Source organism: Pseudomonas sp. MYb327 (assembly GCF_040438925.1).
Classification (GTDB): domain Bacteria; phylum Pseudomonadota; class Gammaproteobacteria; order Pseudomonadales; family Pseudomonadaceae; genus Aquipseudomonas.
This window is the reverse complement of the sequence record NZ_CP159258.1, coordinates 2,904,494-2,929,529: the sequence shown is the minus strand read 5'-3', so window position 1 is coordinate 2,929,529 and position 25,036 is coordinate 2,904,494. Positions and strand designations below refer to the sequence as shown.

23 protein-coding genes and 1 pseudogene are annotated in these 25,036 nt (G+C 59.6%); 11 read left to right on the top strand and 13 right to left on the bottom strand.

The genetic code is table 11. The annotated features are described in order from the left end of the window. Nucleotides 1–110: 110 nt before the first annotated feature. Nucleotides 111–863 carry a tellurite resistance TerB family protein gene (locus ABVN21_RS13125; protein ID WP_339555263.1) on the top strand — a complete coding sequence of 251 codons (753 nt, stop codon included), beginning with the start codon at nucleotides 111–113 and terminating at the stop codon, nucleotides 861–863. A 106-nt stretch (nucleotides 864–969) separates the two neighbouring features. Here ABVN21_RS13125 and ABVN21_RS13120 read toward each other — a convergent pair. Further along, a pseudogene (locus tag ABVN21_RS13120) lies at nucleotides 970–1,146 on the bottom strand (cupin domain-containing protein); the annotation flags it as partial. A gap of 145 nt (nucleotides 1,147–1,291) precedes the next feature. Between ABVN21_RS13120 and ABVN21_RS13115 the strand changes: the two are divergent. Then, nucleotides 1,292–2,677 carry an iron-containing redox enzyme family protein gene (locus tag ABVN21_RS13115; RefSeq protein WP_339555264.1) on the top strand — a complete coding sequence of 462 codons (1,386 nt, stop codon included), beginning with the start codon at nucleotides 1,292–1,294 and terminating at the stop codon, nucleotides 2,675–2,677. A gap of 56 nt (nucleotides 2,678–2,733) precedes the next feature. Then, nucleotides 2,734–5,349, top strand: a complete 2,616-nt coding sequence (ligD, locus tag ABVN21_RS13110) for a DNA ligase D (RefSeq protein WP_339555265.1) — start codon at nucleotides 2,734–2,736, stop codon at nucleotides 5,347–5,349. A 159-nt stretch (nucleotides 5,350–5,508) separates the two neighbouring features. Here the strand turns inward: ligD and ABVN21_RS13105 are convergent, their stop codons facing one another. From ABVN21_RS13105 to potE, 6 genes are all read right to left on the bottom strand, one after another. Next, the gene (locus tag ABVN21_RS13105) at nucleotides 5,509–6,189 is read right to left on the bottom strand and encodes a DUF3313 domain-containing protein (RefSeq protein WP_339555266.1); all 681 of its coding nucleotides are present in this window, start codon (nucleotides 6,187–6,189) and stop codon (nucleotides 5,509–5,511) included. 47 nt (nucleotides 6,190–6,236) lie between these two features. Next, on the bottom strand, nucleotides 6,237–7,520 hold the full coding sequence (locus tag ABVN21_RS13100; RefSeq protein ID WP_339555267.1) for an outer membrane protein transport protein: 1,284 nt from the start codon (nucleotides 7,518–7,520) through the stop codon (nucleotides 6,237–6,239). 284 nt (nucleotides 7,521–7,804) lie between these two features. Beyond that, nucleotides 7,805–8,344, bottom strand: a complete 540-nt coding sequence (locus ABVN21_RS13095) for a phosphohydrolase (protein ID WP_339555268.1) — start codon at nucleotides 8,342–8,344, stop codon at nucleotides 7,805–7,807. Continuing rightward, the gene (locus tag ABVN21_RS13090; protein WP_339555269.1) at nucleotides 8,344–8,745 is read right to left on the bottom strand and encodes a hypothetical protein; all 402 of its coding nucleotides are present in this window, start codon (nucleotides 8,743–8,745) and stop codon (nucleotides 8,344–8,346) included. Before ABVN21_RS13090 ends, ABVN21_RS13095 begins: the two co-directional genes overlap by 1 nt. A gap of 178 nt (nucleotides 8,746–8,923) precedes the next feature. Next, nucleotides 8,924–11,209, bottom strand: a complete 2,286-nt coding sequence (locus ABVN21_RS13085) for an Orn/Lys/Arg decarboxylase N-terminal domain-containing protein (protein WP_339555270.1) — start codon at nucleotides 11,207–11,209, stop codon at nucleotides 8,924–8,926. Next, nucleotides 11,206–12,615 carry a putrescine-ornithine antiporter gene (gene potE / locus ABVN21_RS13080; protein WP_339555271.1) on the bottom strand — a complete coding sequence of 470 codons (1,410 nt, stop codon included), beginning with the start codon at nucleotides 12,613–12,615 and terminating at the stop codon, nucleotides 11,206–11,208. Before potE ends, ABVN21_RS13085 begins: the two co-directional genes overlap by 4 nt. 184 nt (nucleotides 12,616–12,799) lie before the next feature. Between potE and ABVN21_RS13075 the strand changes: the two genes are divergently transcribed. The 3 genes from ABVN21_RS13075 to ABVN21_RS13065 all read left to right on the top strand — a co-directional run bounded on the left by ABVN21_RS13075 (nucleotide 12,800) and on the right by ABVN21_RS13065 (nucleotide 14,340). Continuing rightward, complete coding sequence (locus ABVN21_RS13075) at nucleotides 12,800–13,129, top strand: hypothetical protein (RefSeq protein WP_339555272.1); 330 nt, start codon at nucleotides 12,800–12,802, stop codon at nucleotides 13,127–13,129. A 312-nt stretch (nucleotides 13,130–13,441) separates the two neighbouring features. Then, nucleotides 13,442–13,858 carry an organic hydroperoxide resistance protein gene (locus tag ABVN21_RS13070; protein WP_339555273.1) on the top strand — a complete coding sequence of 139 codons (417 nt, stop codon included), beginning with the start codon at nucleotides 13,442–13,444 and terminating at the stop codon, nucleotides 13,856–13,858. Between the two features lie 209 nt (nucleotides 13,859–14,067). After that, nucleotides 14,068–14,340: a DUF2790 domain-containing protein gene (locus ABVN21_RS13065; protein WP_339555274.1), complete on the top strand. Its 273-nt coding sequence runs from the start codon at nucleotides 14,068–14,070 to the stop codon at nucleotides 14,338–14,340. Between the two features lie 62 nt (nucleotides 14,341–14,402). Here the strand turns inward: ABVN21_RS13065 and ABVN21_RS13060 are convergent, their stop codons facing one another. The 5 genes from ABVN21_RS13060 to ABVN21_RS13040 all read right to left on the bottom strand — a co-directional run bounded on the left by ABVN21_RS13060 (nucleotide 14,403) and on the right by ABVN21_RS13040 (nucleotide 20,538). Further along, on the bottom strand, nucleotides 14,403–15,341 hold the full coding sequence (locus ABVN21_RS13060) for a LysR family transcriptional regulator (RefSeq protein ID WP_339555275.1): 939 nt from the start codon (nucleotides 15,339–15,341) through the stop codon (nucleotides 14,403–14,405). Between the two features lie 63 nt (nucleotides 15,342–15,404). Continuing rightward, nucleotides 15,405–16,355 (bottom strand): aldo/keto reductase, encoded by a 951-nt coding sequence (locus tag ABVN21_RS13055; RefSeq protein WP_339555276.1) that lies wholly within the window; start codon nucleotides 16,353–16,355, stop codon nucleotides 15,405–15,407. Nucleotides 16,356–16,434: 79 nt separating this feature from the next. Beyond that, the gene (locus ABVN21_RS13050; RefSeq protein ID WP_339555277.1) at nucleotides 16,435–17,907 is read right to left on the bottom strand and encodes an efflux transporter outer membrane subunit; all 1,473 of its coding nucleotides are present in this window, start codon (nucleotides 17,905–17,907) and stop codon (nucleotides 16,435–16,437) included. 19 nt (nucleotides 17,908–17,926) lie between these two features. After that, nucleotides 17,927–19,420, bottom strand: coding sequence for an MDR family MFS transporter (locus ABVN21_RS13045; RefSeq protein ID WP_339555278.1), 1,494 nt, complete (start codon nucleotides 19,418–19,420; stop codon nucleotides 17,927–17,929). Next, nucleotides 19,420–20,538: an HlyD family secretion protein gene (locus tag ABVN21_RS13040; RefSeq protein ID WP_339555279.1), complete on the bottom strand. Its 1,119-nt coding sequence runs from the start codon at nucleotides 20,536–20,538 to the stop codon at nucleotides 19,420–19,422. Before ABVN21_RS13040 ends, ABVN21_RS13045 begins: the two co-directional genes overlap by 1 nt. A 213-nt stretch (nucleotides 20,539–20,751) precedes the next feature. Here ABVN21_RS13040 and ABVN21_RS13035 point away from each other — a divergent pair, with 213 nt between their 5' ends. From ABVN21_RS13035 to ABVN21_RS13015, 5 genes are all read left to right on the top strand, one after another. Then, nucleotides 20,752–21,378, top strand: coding sequence for a TetR/AcrR family transcriptional regulator (locus ABVN21_RS13035; RefSeq protein WP_339555280.1), 627 nt, complete (start codon nucleotides 20,752–20,754; stop codon nucleotides 21,376–21,378). Continuing rightward, entirely contained in the window at nucleotides 21,371–21,886 is a 516-nt protein-coding gene (gene mug / locus ABVN21_RS13030) for a G/U mismatch-specific DNA glycosylase (protein WP_339555281.1), read from the top strand. The genes ABVN21_RS13035 and mug overlap by 8 nt, the downstream gene beginning before the upstream one ends. A gap of 100 nt (nucleotides 21,887–21,986) precedes the next feature. Further along, on the top strand, nucleotides 21,987–23,015 hold the full coding sequence (locus tag ABVN21_RS13025) for an acyl-CoA dehydrogenase (protein ID WP_339555282.1): 1,029 nt from the start codon (nucleotides 21,987–21,989) through the stop codon (nucleotides 23,013–23,015). Further along, nucleotides 23,012–23,782 carry a PIG-L family deacetylase gene (locus tag ABVN21_RS13020; RefSeq protein WP_339555283.1) on the top strand — a complete coding sequence of 257 codons (771 nt, stop codon included), beginning with the start codon at nucleotides 23,012–23,014 and terminating at the stop codon, nucleotides 23,780–23,782. The genes ABVN21_RS13025 and ABVN21_RS13020 overlap by 4 nt, the downstream gene beginning before the upstream one ends. After that, nucleotides 23,779–24,384 carry a class I SAM-dependent methyltransferase gene (locus ABVN21_RS13015; RefSeq protein ID WP_339555284.1) on the top strand — a complete coding sequence of 202 codons (606 nt, stop codon included), beginning with the start codon at nucleotides 23,779–23,781 and terminating at the stop codon, nucleotides 24,382–24,384. Before ABVN21_RS13020 ends, ABVN21_RS13015 begins: the two co-directional genes overlap by 4 nt. Here the strand turns inward: ABVN21_RS13015 and ABVN21_RS13010 are convergent, their stop codons facing one another. After that, on the bottom strand, nucleotides 24,385–25,035 hold the full coding sequence (locus ABVN21_RS13010; protein ID WP_339555285.1) for a glycosyltransferase family A protein: 651 nt from the start codon (nucleotides 25,033–25,035) through the stop codon (nucleotides 24,385–24,387). Nucleotide 25,036: the final 1 nt, after the last annotated feature.

The window sequence follows — 25,036 nt, the reverse complement described above, 5'->3', positions numbered from 1 at the left end:
AAATACACTGGATAAAACTGGCGGGCACGTCAGCCAAACGGTGGTGGCACATTTACGGGCGAGGACTATTGTTGGCTGACTGGATCATTCCCTTAGATGAGGACGTCGTCATGAACACCAGCGATTTGCTCGAACAATTACTGCGGGGAGGCCAAGGCTCCATGCCGCGACAGGGCGCCGGGGCGCCGGCTCAAGGTGACCTAGGCGACCTGGGCGGGTTGCTCGGTGGCTTGTTGGGCGGTGGCGGCGGCGGTGGCTCCAGCGCCGGGGCCGGTGGCCTGGGCGGGTTGGGTGGTTTGCTCGGCGGCCTGCTGGGCGGCGGTGGCTCGCCGATGGGCGGTGCGCCGCAGAGCCGTTCCGCTGGCGGCACCAACTATGCTGCGCTCGCGTCACTGGGAATGATGGCATTCCAGGCCTATCAAGCCTGGCAACGCAGCCAGGCTGCGCAACAGCAACAGGCGCCACAGCAGGCACTGAACATGGTGGATATGCTGGAAGGCCCGGACGTCGAGGAGCACAGCCATGCGATCCTCTGCGCATTAATAGCGGCGGCCAAGGCGGACGGGCGGATCGATGACGCCGAGAAGCAGATGATTGGCAAGGAAATCGGCCGTCACACCGGCGACCCGGAGCTTCAACAATGGCTCGATGACGAAGTAGCCAAGCCACTGAATCCTGCTGAAGTGGCGCAATCGGCTACGGACACCGCCATGGCGGCGGAAATGTACCTGGCCAGCGTGATGCTGGTGGACGATCAGCAGGAGGCCGAGCGTAATTATCTGGATGAACTGGCGGCGGCATTGGGCATTGAACCGCAATTGCAGGTGCATCTGGAGCAGCAGGCTAATGGCACGGCTGCCTGAAGTTAGGGTTGGCTATCAAGACGCCATCGCGAGCAGGCTCGCTCCCACAGTTGGATCTTCGTTGGATCTCTGTGAGCGAGCCTGCTCGCGATGAACGATGACGCGGTCAGACGGTCGACTTGGGCGCCAAAAACGTCACACCAAACCGCGCGGCCACTTCATGAATGCGCGGTAGATCCTCTGGCACTTTGAACTGGTCCATGGCCGCGAAGAACTGCCCGCCGCGCGGGTCGGAGACTTCGCCGATGATTTTCGCCGTGGGGCTGATGTTCTTGTAGGCATGAGTGCAGGCTATGTGCCGTCGGGCGCTCCGTCTGTCCGGGCAATTTCAACGCCGATGGAATTTTTGTCCCGGCGACTCGCTCTGCTGAGGGAAGGACGTGTTGATTGCGCGTCCTGCCACTGGCCTCCGAGCGAGATATCCGCCAATGACTGCCCTGACCAAACTTGCATCCAAACCTGCCCACGAACATTCGATGTCGCAAGCCGGCAGCGTCCGCCAGATCTACGAGCAACTGTTGCTCGACGACGATGCCGGCCAACGGCGCTCGCTCGCCGAAAGCTTTCTGCGTGCGCAGCTGCAACAAGCCGAAGACCTGCCGAATGACCTCCCGGGCGAACCTGCCGCGCTATATGAGTGGGTTCGGCAGCACTGCACCGACGTGGCCCGCCAGTACGCCGATTACCTGCAACAGCGCAAGGCCGGAGGAGCGCGGCAGTACTTCAGCACTAAATCCCATGCGTTGTTTTTCCTGCAAGCCGTGGCCCCGACCAAACTGGTCGACGGCGCCTGGCTGTACGGGTTATTGCAGCATTGGCGCGACCCGCGTTTCGAAGGGCTGATTTGCACCTATCTGGAAGAATTGGGCGATGGCAATCCGGCGCAGAATCACGTCGCGATCTACCGTCGGCTTCTTGCCGAACATAGCCTGCCGGACGGCGACCATCTGGCCGACGAGCATTACCTGCAAGGCGCGATACAACTGGCCCTGGGGCACTGCGGCGATGAGTTTTTGCCGGAGGTGATCGGCTACAACCTCGGCTATGAACAACTGCCACTGCATTTATTGATCAGTGCCTACGAGCTCAGCGAATTGGGCATCGATCCTTATTACTTCACCCTGCACGTGACCATCGACAATGCCAGTACCGGCCATGCGCAAAAGGCCGTGCAAGCGGTGTTGCAGCTGTTGCCGATCACGGGTGACCGCGAGGACTTCCTGCGCCGGGTAGCACTGGGGTATCGCTTGAATGATCTGGGGCAGGGCAGTCGCGCGATCATCGATTCGTTTGACCTGGAGCGCGAGCTGCTGGCCATGCTTGAACGCAAACGCCCGTTCGGCCAGCACATGCATTCCGACTATTGCCGTTTTGAAGGCCAGACCGTCAATCAATGGTTGTCATCGCCGGAGCAATTACCCGGGTTCCTCGCGGCCATGGAAAACAAGGGCTGGATCAAGCGCCAGCAAAACCCTCAGGAAAGCCGTTTCTGGCAGTTGATCGATGGCAACGGCGCGGCGATGTTCGGCGTGTTCAGCCCCTATGAAAAGCAGCTGTTGCACGACTGGATCGCGGGTGACTGGAAACCGGAACGTTCGGCAGCCGCGGTGCGACGCGGCAGTGGTGTCACGGTTGATCCGGCTGTGCCTGACAACGATCCGGACGTTCTAGCGTTGCAGGCTGACCTCAAGGGACTCGCTCCGCACGAGGAGATGTCGGTGCTGATTCCCTGGCTCAGCGCCCATCGCCACGCGCATCCCGCCGGGCTGATGGCGACGCGACGGTTTATCGAGCTCAAATCCAGTATTGGCTAGGAAGCACAACCGCAATCAGGAAGAGCAGCCAGGCGCTGCCGACCAGCAGGTGAGCCATGAGCAAGAATCTGGAAGACTACAACCGCATGCGCGACTTTTCCGCGACCTCGGAACCGGCCGCGGTCAAACGTTCTGGCAGGAAGAACGCCAAGGATCACGCCTTGCAGTTCTGCATCCAGAAACACGATGCCACGCGCCTGCATTACGACTTTCGCCTGGAACTGGATGGCGCACTGAAGAGCTGGGCGGTGCCCAAGGGCCCGTCGCTCGACCCCAAGGTCAAGCGCCTGGCGGTGCACGTCGAAGACCATCCGATTGATTACGCCACCTTCGAGGGCAGTATTCCCGAGGGTCATTACGGCGCGGGCGACGTGATTGTCTGGGACCGTGGTGTGTGGATTCCCCAGGAAGATCCGGCCAAGGCTTACGAAAAAGGCCGGCTCAAGTTCGAGCTTCAAGGCGAAAAACTCGGCGGGCTGTGGAACCTGGTGCGCACGCACATGCCGGGCAAGCAGGAGCAATGGTTTCTGATCAAGCATCAGGACGGTGCCGCTCGACCTGAAGACGATTACGACGTCGTCACCGCCGAGCCCGACAGCGTGCTCAGCTACCGCACCATCGTTGCCAAGGCAGCCAAATCCGCCAAGGCCGCAAAACCCAAAGCCGTCAAGAAACCCGCCACCCCGGCGCGCAAGGAAAAGTCTGCGCAATTGACCGGTGCTCACAAGGCCAAACTGCCGGTTCAGATCAAGCCGGAACTGGCGACACTGGTGGAAAAAGCCCCGGACGGCCAATGGAGTTATGAGGTCAAGTTCGACGGCTACCGGATCATGGCGCGCATCGACCATGACGAGGTCAAACTCTTCACCCGCAACGGCCACGACTGGACCCACAAACTGCCCGGCCAGGCCAAGGCGCTTGCAAAACTGGGTGTCGAATCGGCTTGGCTGGACGGTGAAATGGTGGTCGCCGACGAGCAGGGCGTGCCGGATTTCCAGGCCCTGCAAAACGCCTTTGAGGCCAACCGCAGCGGCAACATTCTCTATTACCTGTTTGACCTGCCGTACCTCAATGGTGTCGACCTGCGCGAGGTGCCGGTCGAGGAACGCAGAGCGGCGCTGGCGACGCTGCTGAAAGCCAACAATCATGATCCGCTGCTGCGCTTCTCCGACGCCTTCAACGAAGACCCGGAAGCGTTGCTCAACAGTGCCTGTCAGATGCGCATGGAAGGGCTGATCGGCAAACGCCTGGGCTCGGCCTATGTATCCCGGCGCAGCAGTGACTGGATCAAACTCAAGTGCAAGCACCGACAAGAATTCGTCATCGTCGGCTACACCGACCCCAAGGGTTCACGCAACGCCTTTGGCGCTTTGCTCCTGGGGTTGCATGACCGCGACAGCGGCGAGTTGCGCTATTCCGGCAAGGTCGGCACCGGGTTTACCGAGGCGACGCTCAACAGCATTCACGAACAGCTCAAGCCGTTGCAGACGAAGAAACCCGCCGTGATCAATCCACCCAGCGGTGCCGAGTTCAAGGCTGTGCATTGGCTCAAACCCAAGTTGCTGGCGGAAGTGGCTTTTGCCGAAATGACCAAAGACGGGTCGGTGCGTCACGCGGTGTTCCATGGCCTGCGTGACGACAAACCTGCCAAAGACATCACCGAGGAGCGTCCGACTGCCGTGAAAACTGCATCTGCGAAAACTGCCCCCGCGAAAAAAGCCGCTGCCGCCAAAGCGCCTGCCGCGAAGAAGAAAGCCGAACCCGCGCCGTCACAAATCGGCCTTGACCAGGGCAAGGTGCGCATCACCCACCCGGACCGGGTCATCGACGCCAGCAGTGGCGCGACCAAAGTGCAACTGGCGGAGTATTACGCCAGCGTCGCCGAGTGGATTTTGCCGCAGCTCAAGGACCGCCCGGTGGCGCTGGTGCGTGCGCCGGATGGTATTGCCGGTGAACTGTTTTTCCAGAAAAACGCCGAGCGCCTGGCGATCCCCGGCATTACCACGCTGGACCAGAAACTCACCGGCCAGCCGATGATGGTCATCAACAACGCCGAAGCTTTGATCGGCGCAGTGCAGATGAGCACCGTCGAGTTGCACACCTGGAATGCCACCTCGGACAACCTCGACAAACCCGACCGCTTCGTCCTCGACCTCGACCCGGACCCGGCACTGCCGTGGAAACGCATGGTCGAGGCAACGCAATTGACGCTCTCGGTGCTCGACGAACTGGGGCTCAAGGCGTTCCTCAAGACCAGCGGCGGCAAGGGGATTCACCTGGTGGTGCCACTGACCCGCAAGGCCGGTTGGGACGATGTGAAGGATTTCAGCCACGCCATCGTCAGCCACATGGCGAAGCTGCTGCCGGAACGTTTTTCCGCGGTGTCGGGACCGAAGAATCGGGTAGGACGGATCTTCATCGATTACCTGCGCAACGGATTGGGCGCGACCACCATTTGTGCCTACGCCGCACGCACCCGCGAAGGGCTGCCGGTGTCGATGCCGATTTTTCGTGAAGAGGTGGAGGAGCTCAAGGGTGGCAACCAGTGGAACATTCACAACGCGCATGAACGTCTGGCTGAAGTCGGTGATGAGCCGTGGGCGGACTTGAAGAAAACCCGGCAGACAATTACTGCCGAGATGCGACGGCGAGTCGGAATGAAAAAAACCTGATGCTTACCGTGATGAAACCCATTGTGGCGAGGGAGCTTGCTCCCGCTCGACTGTGAAGCAGTCGCTAAATCGGTGGTTGCGAACCGAATTTTGGGGCTGCTGTGCAGCCCAGCGCGAGCAAGCTCGCTCGCCACAAAGGCGTGTTGTTAGCCGACGGTGTTATTTGTGGTTGATGAACACCTGGAAGTCACTACCCAGCTTGTCGATCGCTGTCTTGAAGTCCTGGGCGGTGATTTTCTGTTTGTCATTTTCCAGCGTGGTGCCAAAGACCTTGCGTACGACCCTGGCTACGGACTGATTGTTTTTGGCGTCGATGAACTCTGCCTCGATATACAGTTCGGTGTCTTCATCCCGGATACCGGTAACGGCGGACACACCACCTACGACCGCTGCGATAGGCACCACTTCATACCAGTGCATGCCTTCCGGCGAGGCACTTACCCCGGTGATCGCTGCACGCATGACCAGGACTTTTGAGCCGGCCGGCGCAGCGCTCGGGCTGGAAACGACCCGGTACTTCTGGCCCAGCGTGGTTTTGGCCTTGTTGGTCATGTAGTTCTGAATGTCGTTTAGCGTCTGCTGGTTGACCCGCTCATTGGGCTTGGGCGCCGGGTACATCTCCAGTCGGGTGAATGCCACGGTGTCATAGGCATTGGGGTTCCACGACGGGCTTACCCAACGCATCGCCGTACCACCACTGGGCGTTTCGAATTCCTGCAGGTTGTTGTAGGTGGACAGGTAGCCGGAGTACTGCTCCTTCTCGGTGACTTTGGAGGTGCAACCACCGAGCAAGAGCCCGGTCAGTGCGGCGCCGATCAGCAAGTTTCGGGACAGGTTCATAGTGCGGTGTGCTCCTTGAGTGAAATCATTTTTTACGCAGTGGACAATCAAAAACGCCATGTCATGTTCCCGGTAACGGTTTGAATCCAGGCATTGTCGAACTGACCGGAAGTACGATTGCCTGACAGGGATTTGGTCTGGTCCACGCTCATGTCACCCATCCAGATCATGGCCCAACTGACGTTGACATCGGTGTCCTTGTTCAGAGCATAGGTGGCTCCCGTCGCGAAGCGCCATGATTCGTCCATGGGGATAATGAACGAGCGATCGCTGTCCGATACTGCGCTGCTGTCGTAAGCCACACCGAAGTTCCACAGCAGTTGCGGCGTGGCCTGATATTGCGCGCCCAGCGACAGATGCCAGGTGTCCTTAAACCCGGCATCGACCGTGGTCGATGCCGCATTGCCTGCCGAGGTGTCGACCTGAGCGGCGATCTCACCGAACTCTGACCAGTCTTGCCAGTTGACCGAGGCGAGCAGGGCCCACTGCGGGTCCATCTGCTGGAAAAGACTCAGGGTCAGGGTTTGTGGCACGGTCATGTCGAGCTTGGTCTTGGCGCCGTCCAGGCGATCAAGTGCCGGGCCGTTGCCTTTGATGTCCAACCCGTCCTCGAACTCCAGATCGACCTTACTGGTGTAGGTCAGACCGATACGAGTGCCGGCTTGTGGGGCGTAGATCACGCCCACATTCGCGCCGAACCCCCAGTCTTTGTCCTTGTATTTGAACTGGCCGTCTTCGCGATCGGTGAAGCCGAATGGCGAGCGATCGATCGCGGTCTGGGCCTGCAGCATGCCGTACATTGCCTTGACGCCCACGCCGATCGACCATTGCTCATTGAAGCGGTAAGCCACGCTGGGCACCATCGACAAACCGAGCAGGCTGGAGTTTTGCGAAAAGTAGCGCCCGGACCAATCGTTATCGTAATTGACGGCCAGGCCGAAGTCGCCGTACTGGCCGAAGCCGACGCTCCAGTGATCGTCCAGTTCATGGCTGATGAAGAAACTGCCGCCGGGAAGCGGATCAAGGGCATTGCCGCTGCTGCTGCCCGGTACGTTGGTGTCATCATCGCGATCAAATTTGAGGTTGCCGTACAGCACCTGCAAGCCACCGGTGATTTGCGTGCCCGGCAGGTAGCTCATGCCCGCCGGATTGCTGGCAATGGTTGAAGGGCCCTGAGCTCTGGCGGCAGCACCGGCATTGGCGAGACCGACGTTATCGGTGCCGATTTCATAGAGCATGATGCCGCCGGCGAATGCGTTCTGGCAGCACAGGGCGAGAATGGTAAAAGCGGGCAGGGCGGTCGTTTTCAACGGCGCGACATTGATACCCATGAAGCAGTCCCCCGACGATGCTTGGAATATGTGTCTCTGTGCGAAAAGCGTAGGTTTGAATTGGGAAATCGCCAGTATTAATTACTGACGATAAGGGCTGTTGCTGTCTGTCTTTCTTGGGGGCATCGCCTTCCCTGGTTATTTTCGTCGCTTGCGGCGAGCACCGGGCTTTCTGGATTTTGGCGTAGACGAAACCCGTCATCGGCATAGCGGCGCACTGCACCGTGTGTACGACCGCGGATCCTCCTTCGAGGGGTTGTCCAGACAGGACACGCAGGCCCGTTTCACCAGCGAAACATGGGCAGCGGTCGCAGCGGCGTACGAATGAATTGCCGTGCCGAGCGCCGCATCAGCATCCTGTGGAAGCCGTGATCGGGAAAGGCCGATTGCACGGTCTTGATCAACGCACGGGGCAGTCCGAAGCGCACCAGCCCAAGGGATACATCAATGACATCGGCTTGGCGAAACGGCTCGACGCTGGTGGCGCAGGCCGAACGATAGGGGCGTACTTTGTGGTGCTCCAGAATCAGTGCGCTCACTTCTTCGCCAAGGTCCTGGCGTTGCCGGTGATCGAGATAAAGGTTGGCCATTCGCACCGAGGGCGGCAGGTAGTCGAGGGTGTCGTCGGTCCAGATGCCCAGGTCGTGAAACGCCGCCGCAATCTGCACGGCCTCTGCTGGCAGGCCTTCAATGCCCCTGAGTGCGCAATAGAAATTCAGTACCCGACAGATGTGATTGCGATAGCCCGGCAGGTCAGTGCCGATCGTCAATGCGAAGGAGGCAAGAATCTCGTCGGTGACAGGGAATTCGAGAAGGGGCGTCATCATGCGTCCCGCAACAGGTCGTTGGCGTTAAGCACGTCGTAAGCGATTTCAGGACGCTTTTCCATGGCGCGGCGAATCGCGGCCGGGATCGAGGCGCGGGTTTTGCGGCACAACCCCGGCAGTTCGCCGACCTGGATGCCGATACCGCGCATGGTCCGTACTTCGTTGAAACTGGGCACGATGTCCACACGGATGCCCAACTGGTCGAACATCCGCTGTTGCAGGTGTTCGAGGTCTTTGAGGCTTGAAAGGTTTTCCAGGCGTTCGATCAGGCGCTTTTCTTCCGTGCGGGTCAGAAACAGGATGCGCACGTCGGCACCCGGTGTTTCCAGCAACGGGTCACGCCCGCAATCGCAGGCACCGGGCGGGCAGGGTTGGCGGATCGGAGCAGTGGTGGTCATGGGGTTCAATCATAGAGCGCTGTGATCGAATTTGCCCATAGGCTTTTGGACTGAAGGAGATCCTCGTAGGAGCAAGCTTGCTCGCGATGGCGGACTTACTGACACCCCAATATTGAATGTACAGCCGCTATCGCGAGCAAGCTTGCCCCTACAGGGATTATGCTGAGCCTGATTTACCTCATTTCAATACCAGCATCCGATAAACCCCGTTCTCGGCTTCGATCCCGTGGGTGTCATGGGTGAAACCGGGGAAGGATTTGTCGAACGCTTCCAGCGCCTTGAGGTAGGCCAGCAACGGACCATCGGCAGCCCCGGCGTTCTCACCCGGCATCAGCAATGGAATGCCTGGCGGATACGGCACGATGCCGGTGGCGGCGATGCGCCCGGCGGCTTGATCCAGGGTGACCAGTTCGATGTCGTTGCGCACCAGTTTCTCGTAGGCTTCCACCGGGCTGAACACCGCTTGCGGCAGCGTGCCGAACGCCTGGGACATGGCCGAGGTGGTCTTGTGTTGCTTCATGGCGGCGAAGATTTCGTCGGCCAGGTCCTTGAGGCCCATGCCGGCGTAACGGGTCTGGTTGCCGGCCAGCAGGTCCGGCAGGCACAGCTCCAGTTCGGTGTTGTCGTCATAGTCGCGCTTGAAGTCGAGCAGGGCGTTGACCAGCGTGCCCCATTTGCCTTTGGTGATGCCGATGGAGAACAGGAAGAGGATGGTGAAGTCGGTGGTCTTCTCGACGACGATGCCCTGGCGACCGAGGTACGCGGTCAGCACACAGGCCGGGATGCCCGAAGCGAGCAGGTTGCCGTCGTCGCCCATGCCGGGGCTGAGCACCGAGACCTTGATCGGGTCCAGCATGCAGTAGCCTTCTTCGATGTCGCCGAAACCGTGCCAGACCTCGTTGGGGTGTAGGACCCAGCAGTTTGGCTCGGTTTTCAGCAGCACCGGGTCCACTTCATGGAAGGGCACCGTCGCATTGCCCACCTGTACGGTCGGCGGCTGCCAGCAGGTGAAAAACCAGTCGTCCTTGCCATGCATCTCGTGGTGCATGCGCGAGATGACCTGGCGGAACGACACAGCTTCTTCGATGGATTCAGTCGTAAGAATCTGCCCGCTTGGGGCTTCCATCATCGCCGAGCTGACGTCGCAAGAGGCCATGATCGCGTAGTTGGGCGAAGTCGACGCGTGCATCATGTACGACTCGTTGAACCGTCCGTGCTCGATCGGATTACGGCCGTTACGCACGTGAATCATCGAGGCCTGAGACAGGGCCGCGAGCAATTTGTGGGTCGACTGGGTGGCGAACACGGTTGGCTTCGAAGCATCGTGATCGTCCGGGCTGCCGTGCATGGCGTGGCGGTCGCGGTACAGCGGGTTGAAACGGGCATAGCCGTACCAGGCTTCGTCGAAATGCAGGCGGTCGACACTCTGGCCCAACAGTTCTTCGACGCGGGTGACGTTGTAGGTCAGACCGTCGTAAGTGGAGTTGGTGATGATCGCGTGGACCGGTGTCGGGTCGATGCCGTCCTTGACCATCGGGTTATTGGCGATGGCCGCTTTGACGCCTTCGGCGCTCAGGGTTTGCGGGAGGATCGGGCCAATGATGCCGTAGCGGTTGCGCGTCGGTACCAGGTAGGTCGGCAGGGCACCCGACAGGGTCATCGCATGCTCGGCGGATTTATGGCAGTTACGGTCGCACAGGGCGATCTGATTGCGCGTTACGCTGGCCATGAGGATGACGCGGTTGGACATCGACGAGCCGTTGGTCACGTAATACGTGCGATGGGCACCGAACACCTTAGCGGCGTAGCGCTCGCCCTGGCCGATCGGGCCACTGTGATCAAGCAGCGAGCCCAGTTCACCGACCGAAATCGACAGGTCGGAACGCAGCAGGTTTTCCCCGAAAAACTCGTAGAACGCCCGGCCCGCCGTACTTTTCAGAAACGCCGTGCCACCGGCATGACCCGGGGTGTGCCAGGAATACTCATAGGACCGGGCAAACTTCACCAGCGCGCCGAACATCGGCGGCAGGGCGGCCTGGCGATAGCGCTCGATGGCCGCCAGGATCCGTCCGCTGAGGAAGCGACTGGTATCTTCGGGCAGCCAGATGAAGTCGTCGGCGTGTTGCATGACCAGTAACGGAATGCTCGACGCGGTGGTCCGGTCGCTGATCAGGAACACCGGCACTCGCGTGTTGCGTTCGCGCAGTTTGACCAGCAATTTGATGCAGTCTTCGTGGCCTTCGCTGGTGTCCATTTCCCAACTGATCAACACGCATTGGACGGCCGGGTCCGAACGCAGGATCGACGCCGCATCGCTGAGGCTTTCCGAGGCCAGTACGCTGACGCCACGTCCTTCTACATCGCTGACCAATTGATCGAGGGCGCGGCCAAATACCGTGCGCTTGTCCGCCGGGCTGCTGACCAGCAGCGCGAGCATCCCGAGTGAATGTCTATATTCCGTCATGCGTTAATCTCCAGAGTGGCTTTTTTCAGGCTGTTCACCGGCACTGGTTTGCCAATGAGGTGCTGCGCGCTGACGGTTTGCGTCGGTACGCTGTTGTTGACTGCTTCAAGACGGATCAGGCGGTTGTTGACGAAGCCGAACAGCGTGTAGCCGAAGATGGTTGCCACGCCGCCGAGCATCAACGCCTGCTCGCCCGAACTGTAGAGCGCCAGGTAGCTGTAGGCGGCGGCCAGCCAGGCAATGATGTTGGTGGCCAGCGCTTTGCCGGCCGGTACGTTGGAGACTTTCTGCATGGTCATCAACGCGGCCATGGAAAGGATGTACGGCACCAGGTTAGTGACCACCGCGAGGTTGACCAGGGTGTCGAACTGTTTGCTCAGGTTGGGACTGATGGTGAGCAGGGCCAGCGCAGTCTGCGCCGCCAGCAGCACCAACATGCCGATAATCGGCGTGCCGGCCTTGTTGGACCTGGCGAAGATCGACAGGAAGTAACCGGTGTCGGCAGAGCTTTTGTACACCTGCGCGATCGTGAACTGCCAGCCGAGCAATGAACCAATGCAGGCCAGCACCATCGCTCCCATCACAATATCCCCGACCATGGGGGTGAACATATGGGCGAACACCAGGCCGAACGGCGCGGTGGAAGCGACCAGTTCAGCGTTGCCGACGATTCCGAAGATAACGTTGGTGGAGACAATGTAGATCACCGCCGCGCCAAGGGTGCCGCCGAGCACTGCGATCGGCACGTTCCTCTCGGGGTTTTCCACCGCGTCGGTGTTGGCGCACGCCGACTCCAGGCCGAGGAAGGCCCACAGGGTAATCGCCACCGAAGCACCTGCCGCTTCGAACCAGGACCGGTCGTGGGGGTTCCAGCCTGCGGCATAAACGCTGCTGTCGAACCAGAACCAGCCAACGGTCGACACCAACACCACTGGCGCGATTACCCCCCAGACAGTGATGGCGCCGATCCGGCCGGTAATCCGTGCACCGCCGAAGTTGGCGAAGGTGGTGATCCACAGTAGCGCGATGGTTGCCAGGCCTACTTGCAGCGAATCAAGTTTTACGTCGAACAGCACCTGGATATAGCCGACGGCGGTGATACTGATCGCCACGTTGGCGATCAACAGTGAGAGTCCGTAGGTGTAGTTAGTGATGTAGTTGCCGGCCTTGCCGAAAGTGTATTCGGCGTAACCGCCCATGCCGCCAGTCTTTCGACTGAGCATCCCGCAGCGCGCAAAGGCATAAGCCAGTGCCAGAGAACCCGTGGCCGTTACCAGCCAGGACAAAATCGATATTGCGCCAACTTCCGCAAGTTTCGTCGGTAAAAGCACGATCCCTGATCCCAACATGTTGACGGCGGTCAACATCGTCAGTTGCCCCACACTCATTTTTTTTGCGACTGACATTCCGTTGCCTCATTGGTTGGCGAAGTGACTCATAGCTATAGCAAAGTATTGAAATGTCGCAAGTAAATGACTTTTGTTTCATGACTTGGGTCAGTGCATTTCCAATAAGGCACTATGCTGGCCCCCAAATTTTCCGGCTTTCGCCAGAATCGCTTCAATTTCAGTCGGTTAGGGTTGAATGTAAATGCGCAATGTATGGGTAGCGCTGATCTCTGTCGGGGTCGCCGGTTTTGCAGTTTCCGCCCAGGCCAAGGAACTGAAGCCCAATGATCGTTATATGTGTAGTTGGGGCGCAGGGACGGCGGCAAAAGCCCAGGAATTGAAGTTGTCCGGGGTTTCGTTATATGCCGCACGGGCAAAAATTCAGTCGTACAAGTTTTCCAAGTCGTGGATGCGCATGATGGCTATGGGCATTACCGAGCAGACTTATGACAGCCCGACCCGGATCAAGCCTGCGGCGGTGCGGCAGAGTTTTTATGAGGATTGTGTGAGGTTCAAACTGGCGGGTAAGTGATCAAAAATCAAAAGATCGCAGCTGGCCTTTGTCGGATCGGCATCCTGCCTGGAAATCGACGTCTATATTGATAGACCGGGTCCGTAGCAGTGACCCTTACGAGCACATGCGTACAAATGAGTCGTTGTGGCGAGGGCGCTTGCTGCCGCTGGATTTCGCAGCAATCCCTTTTTGGGGCCGCTTCGCCACCCGGCGCGAGCAAGCTCCCTCGCCACAGGTTCAGTGTTGCTACCAGTGACCGGTATCAGGCTTCAAACCGCTTTTCTGATTCACCTGAAAATGCATAAACCTCATTTCTATCAGGAGATCATCATGACCCAGCTTGACAAAGTACTGTACACCGCGAAAACCCACACCACCGGCGGCCGGGACGGCGCTTCCCGCAGCGACGACGGCATTCTCGATGTAAAACTGTCGTCCCCTGGCACAGGAGGTGGGGGCACCAATCCGGAGCAACTGTTTGCAGCCGGCTGGTCAGCCTGTTTTATCGGCGCGATGGGGGTTGCGGCCAAAGAATTGAAAGTGGCGCTGCCCAAGGATGTAGCCGTTGATACCGAGGTCGACCTGGGCACCAATGAAGGTGGCTACCTGCTGCAGGCGCGGCTCAATGTCAGCCTGCCGGGACTCGATCGCGAAACCGCGCAAAAACTCGTGGACACCGGGCACAAGTACTGCCCGTACTCGAAAGCCACGCGCAATAACATCAATGCCACGGTCAAGTTAGTCTGAGCTGAAACAGCAAATAGTCTTGGCGACAGCTCAGCAATGTCGCCAAGACTCTGAACGCCGCTCATTCATGCGATTTTTGTTCACAGTGTTTGTCCCGCGAAGCGCTGTTTAGAGCCGTGGCAAATCCCTAGCATCGTCTCTACCGAGTGAACCCATGACATGGACTCACGAGGTACAAGCCAGCCCACTTGAACGAGACGGTGAACCTCATGAACATTGCAAAAATCGCGATTTTCCTCGCACTCGGTTGCATCGGCGCACAAGCGTTTGCCGAAGAGAGCCAGGCCAAGGTCCAGGCCAGCAAGTCGGCGGTTGAGACTTACACTTACGGATCGAAACTGGACGTCAAAAAGGTCATTGCGGTGAGCGATGTTCCGGCCGAGTGCGGACCGGTGTCTGCGCAAATGACCTATGAAGATTCGCAAGGACAACGCCACATCCTGCAATACCAGGTGATGGGCACTGGCTGTTCAAACGGTTGAGTGCGGTGCGGACGATGGAGGGTCGACACTCCATCCGGCGGCGCGCATGAACTCAATCGCGGTCAGCGTTTTTTTGATGAACGTACAATTTTTTCATCGGTAGCCAACAACCCGGGAATGCAGTTCTTAAGAAACTCCACCCAGGTTTTTATTTTTGCATCGACGAATTTTCGTGATGGGTAGATGGCGTAGAGATTCAGCTCTTCGAAGTGATATTGCGGCAGTACGCGTTCCAGCGTCCCCGTCCTGAGACCATCAACAGCAGAAGCAATTGGCTGGATTCCAATACCCATGCCGGTGGTGATGGCAACGGTCATGGCGTCGGCGGTGTTGACGTGAAAAGGCGACTCCGGAATGTTGATGGTTTCCACGCCTTCAGGGCCTTCAAATGTCCAGTGATCGACGGGCATGACGGTGTTAACAATTCTCAAACAGTCGTGTGCGGCAAGCGAACCCGGTGAGTCGGGGATTCCGCGTTTCTTCAGATACGCCGGCGAGGCGCAGAGAATGCTGTAGGTGATGCCCAGTCGCTGGGCGACAAAGCCCGAGTCGGGCAGGTCCCGCGCCAGCACAATCGACATGTCATAGCCTTCTTCCAACAAGTCGGGCAGCCGATTGGTCAACGTCAGATCAAACAACACTGAAGGATGAGTCTCCCGGTACCGGGCGATGGCATCGATCACGTAATGATTGCCGATGGCAGACATCGCGTGGATTTTCAGCCTGCCAACAGGTTTGATCTGGGCGGTGCCTGCTTCCTCCTCGGCGTCGCGGACTTCTTCCAGGATTTTCTCGCAGCGTTGCAAGTAGCGCAGACCGGCTTCGGTCAACGCCAGACGTCGTGTCGTGCGGTTGATCAGGCGCGTTTGCAACCTGGCTTCCAGACTGGAAACGGCTTTGGAAACGTTGGTGGTTGTGGTGTCCAATAGCTGCGCCGCCGCGGTAAAGCTGCCGGTCTGGGCGACAGCGGTGAAGAAGCGCATGGTCTGGAAAACATCCATCGGTTCACCTCAAGCGATCAGTAAAAAGGGGCGGCCCTGTACGGGACCGCCCTTTGTCGAGTGTCATTTTTTGCGTGGGATGAAGCCAGGTACGCCGGTTTCCACCACCGAATTGAAGCGTATCCGCGTCGTAATATCCTCCCGGATTTCATGCATGGCGCGATGGGGCAGGGTAGAAATATCAAAGTTCTCGCGGATATGGCTCAGTGTCGCAGAGGTTGTCAGGAAAGCCACGCCCCGCTGTACTGACCAGGCCAGCGCCACTTGGGCCGGGGTCTTCTGTAAATGCCGGGCGATCCCGGTAATCACAATGTCTTCCAGGACGTTCGGTTCCATGCCATGACCCAGTGGGGCAAATGCCAGAACGATGATTCCATGCTCCTTGCAGAACTCCAGCAGTTCCCATTCCGGCAGATACGGATGGGACTCGACTTGCACCACGGCGGGTTTGATTCGCGCCACCGCGACAATTTCTTTCAAGGCCTCCAGGGTGATGTCCGACAAGCCGATGGATTTGCAGCGGCCTTCATCCACCAGTTGCTCAAGGGCTCTCCAGGTTTCGATCAGTGTCACACCGCCGTCGTAAATCACGTGGCCGAAGGCGTCGCGAGGGTCCTGGTTATCACCCGGTTGAAAGGCGAACGGCGTATGGATCAGGTAGCAGTCGATGTAGTCGACCTGGAGCCGTTGGCAGCTGGCTTCGAAGGCCGGCAACACCCGCTCGGGACGGTGGTTGGTGTTCCACAGTTTGGTGGTGATGAATAGGTCCTCGCGCCGGGCCTTGCCGGTATCGAGGAAGTCCTTGATGGCGACACCGACCATTTCTTCATTGCGATAGCGTTCCGCGCAATCGAAATGGCGAAAGCCGGTTTCCAAGGCTTGCTTGATCGCCTGGGTCGTCACGCTCAGGTCCCGGAACAGTGTGCCGAAACCAACCGCCGGCATCGCGCCGGTGCCGTTGTTAAGTGGAAATTGCGTTTCGCGAAGGGCATCGAAAATGGGTTCGTAAGACATCTCTTTTCTCCATCCAGGGCCACCCGCCGCGCAGGCGGAAGTGGCTGCTCGTATAAATGATCGTGAGTGCGCGTGTGCGCTATTGGTACGAAGGTTTGTGGTCTTCCCGACTGGCCACTTTTTGCTCGAATACACCGACGGAGTTACCGCCGAGCGCGACGAACAACTGCACCGTGTCGAGATACTGCGCAGTCTTCACACGGATGTGGCCCAACAACGCTTGCTCGTAGGCGCGTTCCGCTTCCAGCACCTGGAGGATGCTGTTCTCGCCTTGGGCGTAGGCTTGCTGGTTCAAGCGAAAACTACTTTCGGCCGCTTGCAGCGCATCCTCTTGAGCACGGAACTGCTCGGCGTCATGGTTGATGGCTTGCAACGTGTCAGCGACCTGACCGAACGAATTGATAACGGTTTGTTGGTAGCCGGCGAGTGTTGCCTTGTATCCGTCGACGGCAGCCTGGCGTTCCGCCTGGAGCGTGCCGCCATTGAAGATCGGACCGGCAATCCCCGCAGCGAAACCCCAGAGTGCAGCGCCGCCGTTTCCGGAAGCCGCCTGGGCCAACGAGGCGGACAGCGTTACGCGGGGATAAAGGTTCGCGGTCGCGACACCCACGGCGGCGCTGGCCATGTGCAGTTCCGCTTCGGCTTGCAGGACATCGGGCCGGTCGTGGGCCATTTCCGAAGGCAGGCTGACCGGGACGTTCGACGGCAAGGCAAACTCGGCGAGCTCAAAGTCGGGCGCGATCCAGTCACCTGGCCCTTTGCCCGTCAGGATCGACAAGGCGTGGCGCGCCGCATCCCGTTGCTGGGCCAGGGGTGGCAACAATGTGCGGTCCTGCGCGAGCTGTGTTTCGGCCAGCGAAACGTCAATCTGCGTGGTGCTGCCGCTGGCGTGTGCCCGGCGCACCAGGTCGAGGTTTTTCGTGTCGTTGGCCAACAGCTTCTCGACCGCTTGAATCTGCGCATTGGCCGAGGCGAGCAACAACGCCTGACTCGCCACGTCGCCGGTCAGCGTCAGGTAGGCCGCTTCGTAGCGATGCTTTTGCAGATCGGTGAACGCTTGCTGTTGTTCGACCTGACGCTTGTTACCGCCGAACACATCGAGGTCGAAGCCGACTCGCGGACCGATCGCGTAGAAGTTGGAGACCGAAGGCTCTTTCGCGTTGTGCACCCTTTGGCGTCCCCCAGCGGCGGCAAAATCCACCTGCGGATACAGCGCACCTTCCGCCGCCGCGACCGAGGAAGCTGCTTGGCGGATGGTTGCGTCGGCGGCGACGAGTTCCAGATTGCCGTCGATGGCCCGGCGTAACAGTTGGTCGAGCTTCGGCGAACGGAACGCCGACCACCAGTTGCCATTGACCTTCTTGCCCAGGTCAATGCGCTGTTCACCGGGCGGGTTACCGCCGTGACCAAGGCGCTGTTCGGCCTGTTGGTCGTAGTGCTGCGATTGGCTCGCCGCGGGTGTTTGAAAGTCCGGGCCGACGGTGCAGGCCGAGAGCAAAGTCAGAACCGACAGCGCACCGATTTTCGTTTGGGACAGATGACGGAATTTCATTTGGCAGACTCCACGAAAACTAGTTGGTCGGAACGGGTTTACGAAGAAAAACAACCAGCGGGCTCACCACTAGCATGGCCACCATCAAGATCTTGAATTGGTCGACCACCGCGATAAATGCGGCCTGGTGGGTGATCAAGTGGTTAAGGCCTTCCAGCGCCGGCAAGGACATCGACGCCATCGCCGGATGCGCCGCGGCGCGATAGGGCGTGACGTTGGCGGCGAGCGCCATGTGCATTGCCTGCGTGTTGTTGAAGAAGTAGATCTGCACGATCGCAACGCCAATGGTGCTGCCGTAGACGCGGGACAGATTGAACAGGCCCGTGCCTTCCGGACGCAGCTTGGGGTCGAGGGTGCTGAAGGCCACTTTGGTCAGCGCTGGCATCAACATGCCGATGCCGATCCCCTGAATGGCACCGGCCACCGCCACCGGCGACCAGTCCATCAAGGGCGAATAACCGAGCATCATCCAGTTGGCATAAATCACCACTGCCACGCCAGACGCAACGAACCAACGGCGGTCGAAACGCTCCGGGACACGGCCCATCAGCAGGAACGCGCCAACGAGGCCAATTCCGCGCGGGATAGTCAGGGCGCCGGTGGTGTCCGGTGGGTAGCCGAGAATCTCGTCGAGCATCGGCGACGTCAGTGCCATGGTCGACAACAGCACGAAACCGACGGCGAAAAAGATGATCGTCGACAGCACGAAGTTGCGATCCTTGAACAGGCTCTTGTTGAGGAAGTGCACCTTGGTAGTCGCCATGTGCACCGCGAACAGGTAGAGCCCCAGCGCACAGCCCAACGCTTCCAGCCAGATTTCGGTGGAGTAGAACCAGTCCAGGCGTTCACCCCGGTCGAGCAGCATTTGCAGGCTGATCAACCCGAGCGTGAAGGTGCCGAAGCCGAAGAAATCAAACGCCGGCGGTTTCTCGGCTTTCTTCTCGCCCAGCAACAGCGCCACCACCAGGAAGATGTAAGCCGACAACGGCAGGCTGATGTAGAAGATCGGGCGCCAGTCGAAATGCTCGGCGACCCAGCCACCAATGCTCGGGCCGCTGACGATGCCGAACAGCACGATGGCGGTCCATGTCGCACCAAATTTCATGCGCTTGTCGACGGGCAATGTCTCCATGGCAATCGCCATCGAAAGCGGCGCCAGCACGCCACTGGCGAGGCCCTGGATAATGCGCGCGCCAATGAATTCCAGCGAGGTCGTGGCCGCCGTCGCCAGCAGCAAACCGAGGACGAAAAAGGCCAGTGCGGTTTGATAGACCCGCTTCAAGCCGTAGCGTCCGGCCAGCCACTGGGCAATCGGCATGGTGATGGCGCTCGCCGCGAGGTAAGCGGTGAAAATCCACCCGGCCTCGTCGTCGGTCATCGACATCGTGCCCTGGATCAATCGCAGTACCGCGTTCGGAAGCGGCAGGTTTGCCGACTGCATATAGGTCGCGAGCAACACCGCGAACCGCAGCGAGCCCGCCGCACTTGGGGTCCCACCAGCGTTGGCGTTCATCAGAAAATTCCTGCGGTCATCAACGATTTGAGCGGATGCCACCATGGCGTGCGATAACCGGTGTCGACCTTGACCGTGGCGCTGGTGCCGGAAAACAGGGGCAGGGCAGGACTCGCCTCGTCGAGTTCGAGACGCACCGGTACCCGCTGGACGACCTTGACCCAGTTGCCGGTGGCATTTTCCGGCGGCAGCAGCGCGAAGTCCGAACCGGCGCCGGGGCTCATGCTGGTCACGTGGGCCTTGAACACGTGATCGGGATAGGTATCGATACTGATCGTCGCTTCCTGGCCTGGGCGCATGTGCGTCACTTCGGTTTCGCGAAAGTTGGCTTCAATCCAGATCTCCCGATCGGAGAGCAAGGCGAAGGCCGGCGCGCCGTTGTTGACGAAGTTGCCTACCTGCAAATCGTCTACCTTGGCCACGATGCCGTCGTCCGGTGCATAGACCGTCGCGTACGAGAGGTACAGTTGCGCCTCGTCGAGTTGCGCCTTGGCCTCGCGAATGCTCGGGTGACTGTCGACTTCGATGTTCGGATTACCATTCAAGGCCACAACGGTGCTGGCGATCTGCTGCTCGACAGCGGCGATGCGTTGCCGGGCCACTTTCAGGTCGGTGTCGGCGCGTTCGTAAATGGCACGCGAGACAAACTCGGTCGCCACCAGTGCTTTCTTCCGGGCGAATTCACGCTGGTCGAAATCGGCCGACTCTTTGGCCGATTGCAACTCCGCCTGCTGCTGCCGGTAGCTGGCCTTGAGGCCATCGATACGCAGCCGCGCGACACTCAACTGCGCTTCGGCACGGTTGACAGCGATCTGCAAGGGTTTCGGGTCGATCCGGAACAGCACCTGGCCCTTGTGAACCGGTTGGTTGTCCTCGACCGCAATGTCCACGACTTGCCCGGAAATGCGCGCGTTGATCGAGGTCTTCGCCACCCGGGCGTAGGCGTTGTCGGTGGAAACGAAGGGCTGGCCCGCCATGTAATGGGTATACCCAACCGCAGCGAAGAGGGCAGGCACGCCCATCATCAACCATGGTCGCAGTTTTTCCTTGAACGGCTTCTTGATCGGCGTTGGATGCTCGAAAGTCTGCGAAACCGGGATGTCGAATTGTTGAGTCATGACGAATACACCTCTTGCCGAATAAATGCCGTGAGAAAGCAAACTCGTGCGCGGTGAGGAGGGTGGCTCCGCCGCACTTGTTTCGTCGCCGCAATACCCGGATCGAGCTTCGCTACAACAAACGTGAAATCAGAGGAACTTCTGGTTCCTTAATTTTGTGCGATGGTGTAAGAATATCCCTCGACTAACGTTCTCACAAGGATTTTGTACGACATGGCACAAAATAAAACTGCAGAGGGCAAAGGCCGCGGCCGTCCTCGCGCGTATGACCCGCAGACAGCGCTGCAGCAAGCGCTTGGTGTGTTCTGGAGCACCGGCTATTCCGGCGCTTCGCTCGACAGCATCGCCACGGCCGCCGGCATGAATCGCCCCAGCCTCTACGCGGCGTTCGGCGACAAGCACGCGCTGTACCTCAAGGCGCTTGAGCAATATTGGGAGACCGCCGCGGCTTCCATGCACGAAGCACTGACAAATCCAGAGCTCTCCTTGCGAGAGGCGCTGATGCGTTTCTATGAAGGACAGTTGTCGATCTACTTTTCCGGCGAGGGCCAACCGCGAGGCTGCTTTGCGATCGGCACGGCGACCACCGAAGCAGTCGAAGATTCGGAAATCCGCGCAGTGCTTTCGGATCGACTGAGCAGGCTCGACGCTGATCTGGAAACACGCTTACGACTGGCGATCGATTCCGGTGAGCTCAACAGTAAAGTCGATGCGGCCGCGCTGGCGGTGCTCGCGTCCTCGCTGCTGCACAGCATTTCGATACGGGCACGGGCGGGTAAATCCCGCGAGGAATTGACCGAACTGGCACGCGATGCGGTGAGCGTGATCTGCGGTGGCTGAGGGGCTCGAGGATATTGTGGCCGAGCATCTCAGGGTGATTTTCTGCGGCATCAATCCGGGATTGACGGCCGCCGCCCAAGGCCATCATTTCGCAGGCAGGGGCAATCGCTTCTGGCGCACGCTGCACCTCTCCGGTTTTACCCCCGAGGAAGTGCGGCCGGAGAACGACCAGAGCATCCTGCAGTATCAATGTGGTTTAACCGCCGTGGTGGATCGGCCAACGGCGCGGGCCGATCAGCTGTCGTTGCATGAGTTCAACGCAGCGGCAGCGGCGTTTGAACAAAAGATCACACGTTATGCGCCGCGCTTCGTCGCTTTTCTCGGTAAGGCGGCGTATGGGGCATTGTCCGGCCAGCGAGATGTCGCGTGGGGGCTTCAGCCGAAGACTTTCGGCGGTGCGTCGGTGTGGGTCTTGCCTAACCCGAGTGGGCGAAATCTCGCCTTCAGTCTTGATCAATTGGTGGAGGCGTACCGACAGCTTTGTCTGGCCGCACGCGCGCCTGCCTGAGCACGCGTCATTGCAATGAACTCCTGCGCGGCTAGCCACCTCTGAACAACATTACAGGCTGATGCCCGAACAGCCTCCACCCCCCAGGAGACGGCGCGCTATGAGCAACTCGGCAACTTTCGAACACCTGCTGCAGCGATTCGCTTCCCGGCCTGCGGTGCGCACAGCGGAAGTGGCGCTTCAGCCATTGATGCAAGAGCTCATCAACGGTGGATTTACGGATCTGCCATTGCCCGGGCAAGGCCGAACGCTGGATCGGTGGCGCACAATGGCAGCCGTCGCTGGCAGCGATCTGGCCCTGACCAAGTTATTCGAAGGCCACACTGATGCGCTGGCGATTATGGCGGAGCTGGATCCCACCGCCTCACCAGCGCCAGGCAGTTGGGGCACTTGGGCCGCCGAACCGCCCTTCGCCAAGGTCAACATCGTCGATCGTCAGGGAGAACAGGTTTACCTGCACGGACGCAAAGCGTGGTGTTCTGGCGCACCTCTTCTGGAGGGGGCGCTGTTAACTGCATGGGACGAACAGCGACGACCACAACTGGTGGCGGTGGCATTGAAGCAACCCACCATCAGGCTGTTTGACGAGGGTTGGCAGGCCGTTGGCATGAGCAGCACCGCCAGCATAGACGTGGAATTTGAAGGCGCGCTTGCCCGTTGTGTCGGTGCGCCGGGGGCTTATCTGGAGCGCCCCGGTTTCTGGCAGGGCGGCGGCGGGATTGCCGCATGTTGGTATGGCGCGGCGTGTGCGCTGGCCGGCTATCTTCGTGAGCATTGCACCAAGCCGCACCACGACGTGCATGCCGAGGCTCATCTCGGCGCCGTCGATGCAGCGCTGTGTGCAGCCGCATCTGCCCTGCGCGAAACGGCGAACTGGATCGACGCCCATCCTCGCCAATCCGCTGAAATTCCGGTGCGCCGATTGCGAGCGCAAATCGAAGCGGCCGCCACTTTGGTGCTTGAGCATGTCGGGCGAGCGTTGGGAGCCACACCGTTCTGCCGCAACAGCCACTTCGCCAGGCTTGCGGCCGATCTGCCGGTTTTCATGCGTCAGAGCCATGCCGAAAAGGATCTCGCCGAACTGGGGAAACTCATCGCGGCACAATCGGTCAAGGGGTGGTCACTGTGAAGATCCAATCGCCCCCGGCGCAAAACCTGATTCGTGGACCGGGGACAACCCTGGCCGACTGGCAATCCAGTCGCGCGCTGGCGCAAGTGCCGACCATCACCCATAGCGAACTGGTGCCGCGAGGGCAACGCCTGGTGGTCATCGCCCCGCATCCTGACGATGAAATCCTCGGTTGCGCCGGGCTGTTGGCCGGAATGCAGGGCAGGGAAACAGACATCCTGATGATTGCGGTCACGGATGGCGAAGGCAGTCATCAAGGCTCGCTGACATGGCCGGCGTCGCGATTGCGTCAGCAGCGACCGCTGGAAAGTGCTCGCGCGCTCGAACAGTTGGGGCTGGATGTCGATGCATTGAAATGGCAGCGTTTGGGTCTGCCTGACAGTGGCGTAGCGGAGCAGGAGAGACAGTTGATCGAATGGCTGACGACAGTGCTTCGCCCCGACGATCGCGTGGTCACGACCTGGCAACTGGACGGCCATTGCGATCACGAAGCGACCGGTCGGGCGACGGCTCTCGCGGCATCGGCAACCAATGCTTGCTTGATCGAAGTGCCGGTCTGGGCGTGGCACTGGGCGCAGCCGCAGGATCCGAGAATTCCCTGGGCGCGCGCCCACAAATTCTTGCTGGAGCCAAAAGTGTTGGCGCGCAAGCGTCGCGCCATCGCTGCCCACATCTCCCAGACAACTGCGGATGGCCAGACACCTGCGGTGTTGGACGAGGAAACCATCGAACGACTTATGCAGCCCTTTGAACTGGTGTTTTTATGAGCCTTTCGCCTGATTACTTCGAACAGCTGTTCAGCGCCAGTGACGACCCTTGGTCGTTCCGTACCCGCTGGTATGAAAAGCGCAAACGTGAACTGACGCTGGCCAGCCTGCCGCGCCAGCGCTATCAGCGGGTTTTTGAACCGGGCTGCGCCAATGGCGAACTCAGCGCGGGGCTGGCGGAGCGGTGTGATTCATTGCTGTGTCAGGACCTCAACGAAAAAGCCGTGAAGTTGGCGCGAAGTCGTTTGAGTCAGTACCACCATGTCCGCGTTGAGCAAGCTCGCCTACCTCAAGACTGGCCGGATGGTGAGTTCGATCTGATCGTGTTGAGCGAGGTGGGTTACTTCCTCGATCCGGACGAATGGGCGAAGGTCATCGAGAACTCTTTGCGCAGCCTGAGCCCGGACGGTGGCGTGCTGGCCTGTCACTGGCTGCATCCGATTGAAGTTGAGGGGTGTTCCCAGGACGGCAGGGAAGTCCATCGGGCGCTTGCCCAAGGTCTGGGTTTGCATCGCCTGATCTGCCATGAAGAGACGGATTTTCTCCTGGAATACTGGTGCCGCCATCCCGCGACGATCAATCTGGATGAAACAAGCCAATAACTACTGAGCCAGCGATTTCAGATAGTCACCGAAACCTTCCCGGCACCGACAGTCCATGCGGGCGCTGGTGGTCACGCGGTTGGCCGCTGTCCAAAGGATACTCGCGCCGCTGCGTTCCAGATCGGCCACCAGTTGCACGTCTTCATGGGCGGGCAACGCCTGGAATCCGCCGGCCTTGCGATACGCCGCAGAAGAGACGCCCAGGTTCGCACCGTGGATATGCCGATGGCCATCAACGGGGTGGTAGTTGGCGTGATATCGCTCGCGCACCCCGTGTGGATGTTCGGACCAGTCACTGACCTCGACCAACCCACAGACCGCATCCACATCGAACCTGATCTGTTCGGCCAACCAGGATTCGGGCACCACCGTGTCAGCATCGGTAAACGCCAGCCATCGTGCGTCTTCTGCCAACAGGTGTTCGGCACCATGCGCCCGGGCTTTGCCAACGTTGCGATGGGTGCAGGTGATGGTCATCACGTCGTAAGCGCGGGCGATGTCCAGCGAGGTGTCTATGCAGTCATCCAGAACGATCAGGATCTTCACCTCTTCATTGTCCAGGCCTTGATGCAAGGCTGCGGCCAGGAGTGACTCGATGCAGCTTTCCAAAAACTGTTCTTCGTTGTGCACCGGGACAATGACTCCAATCATT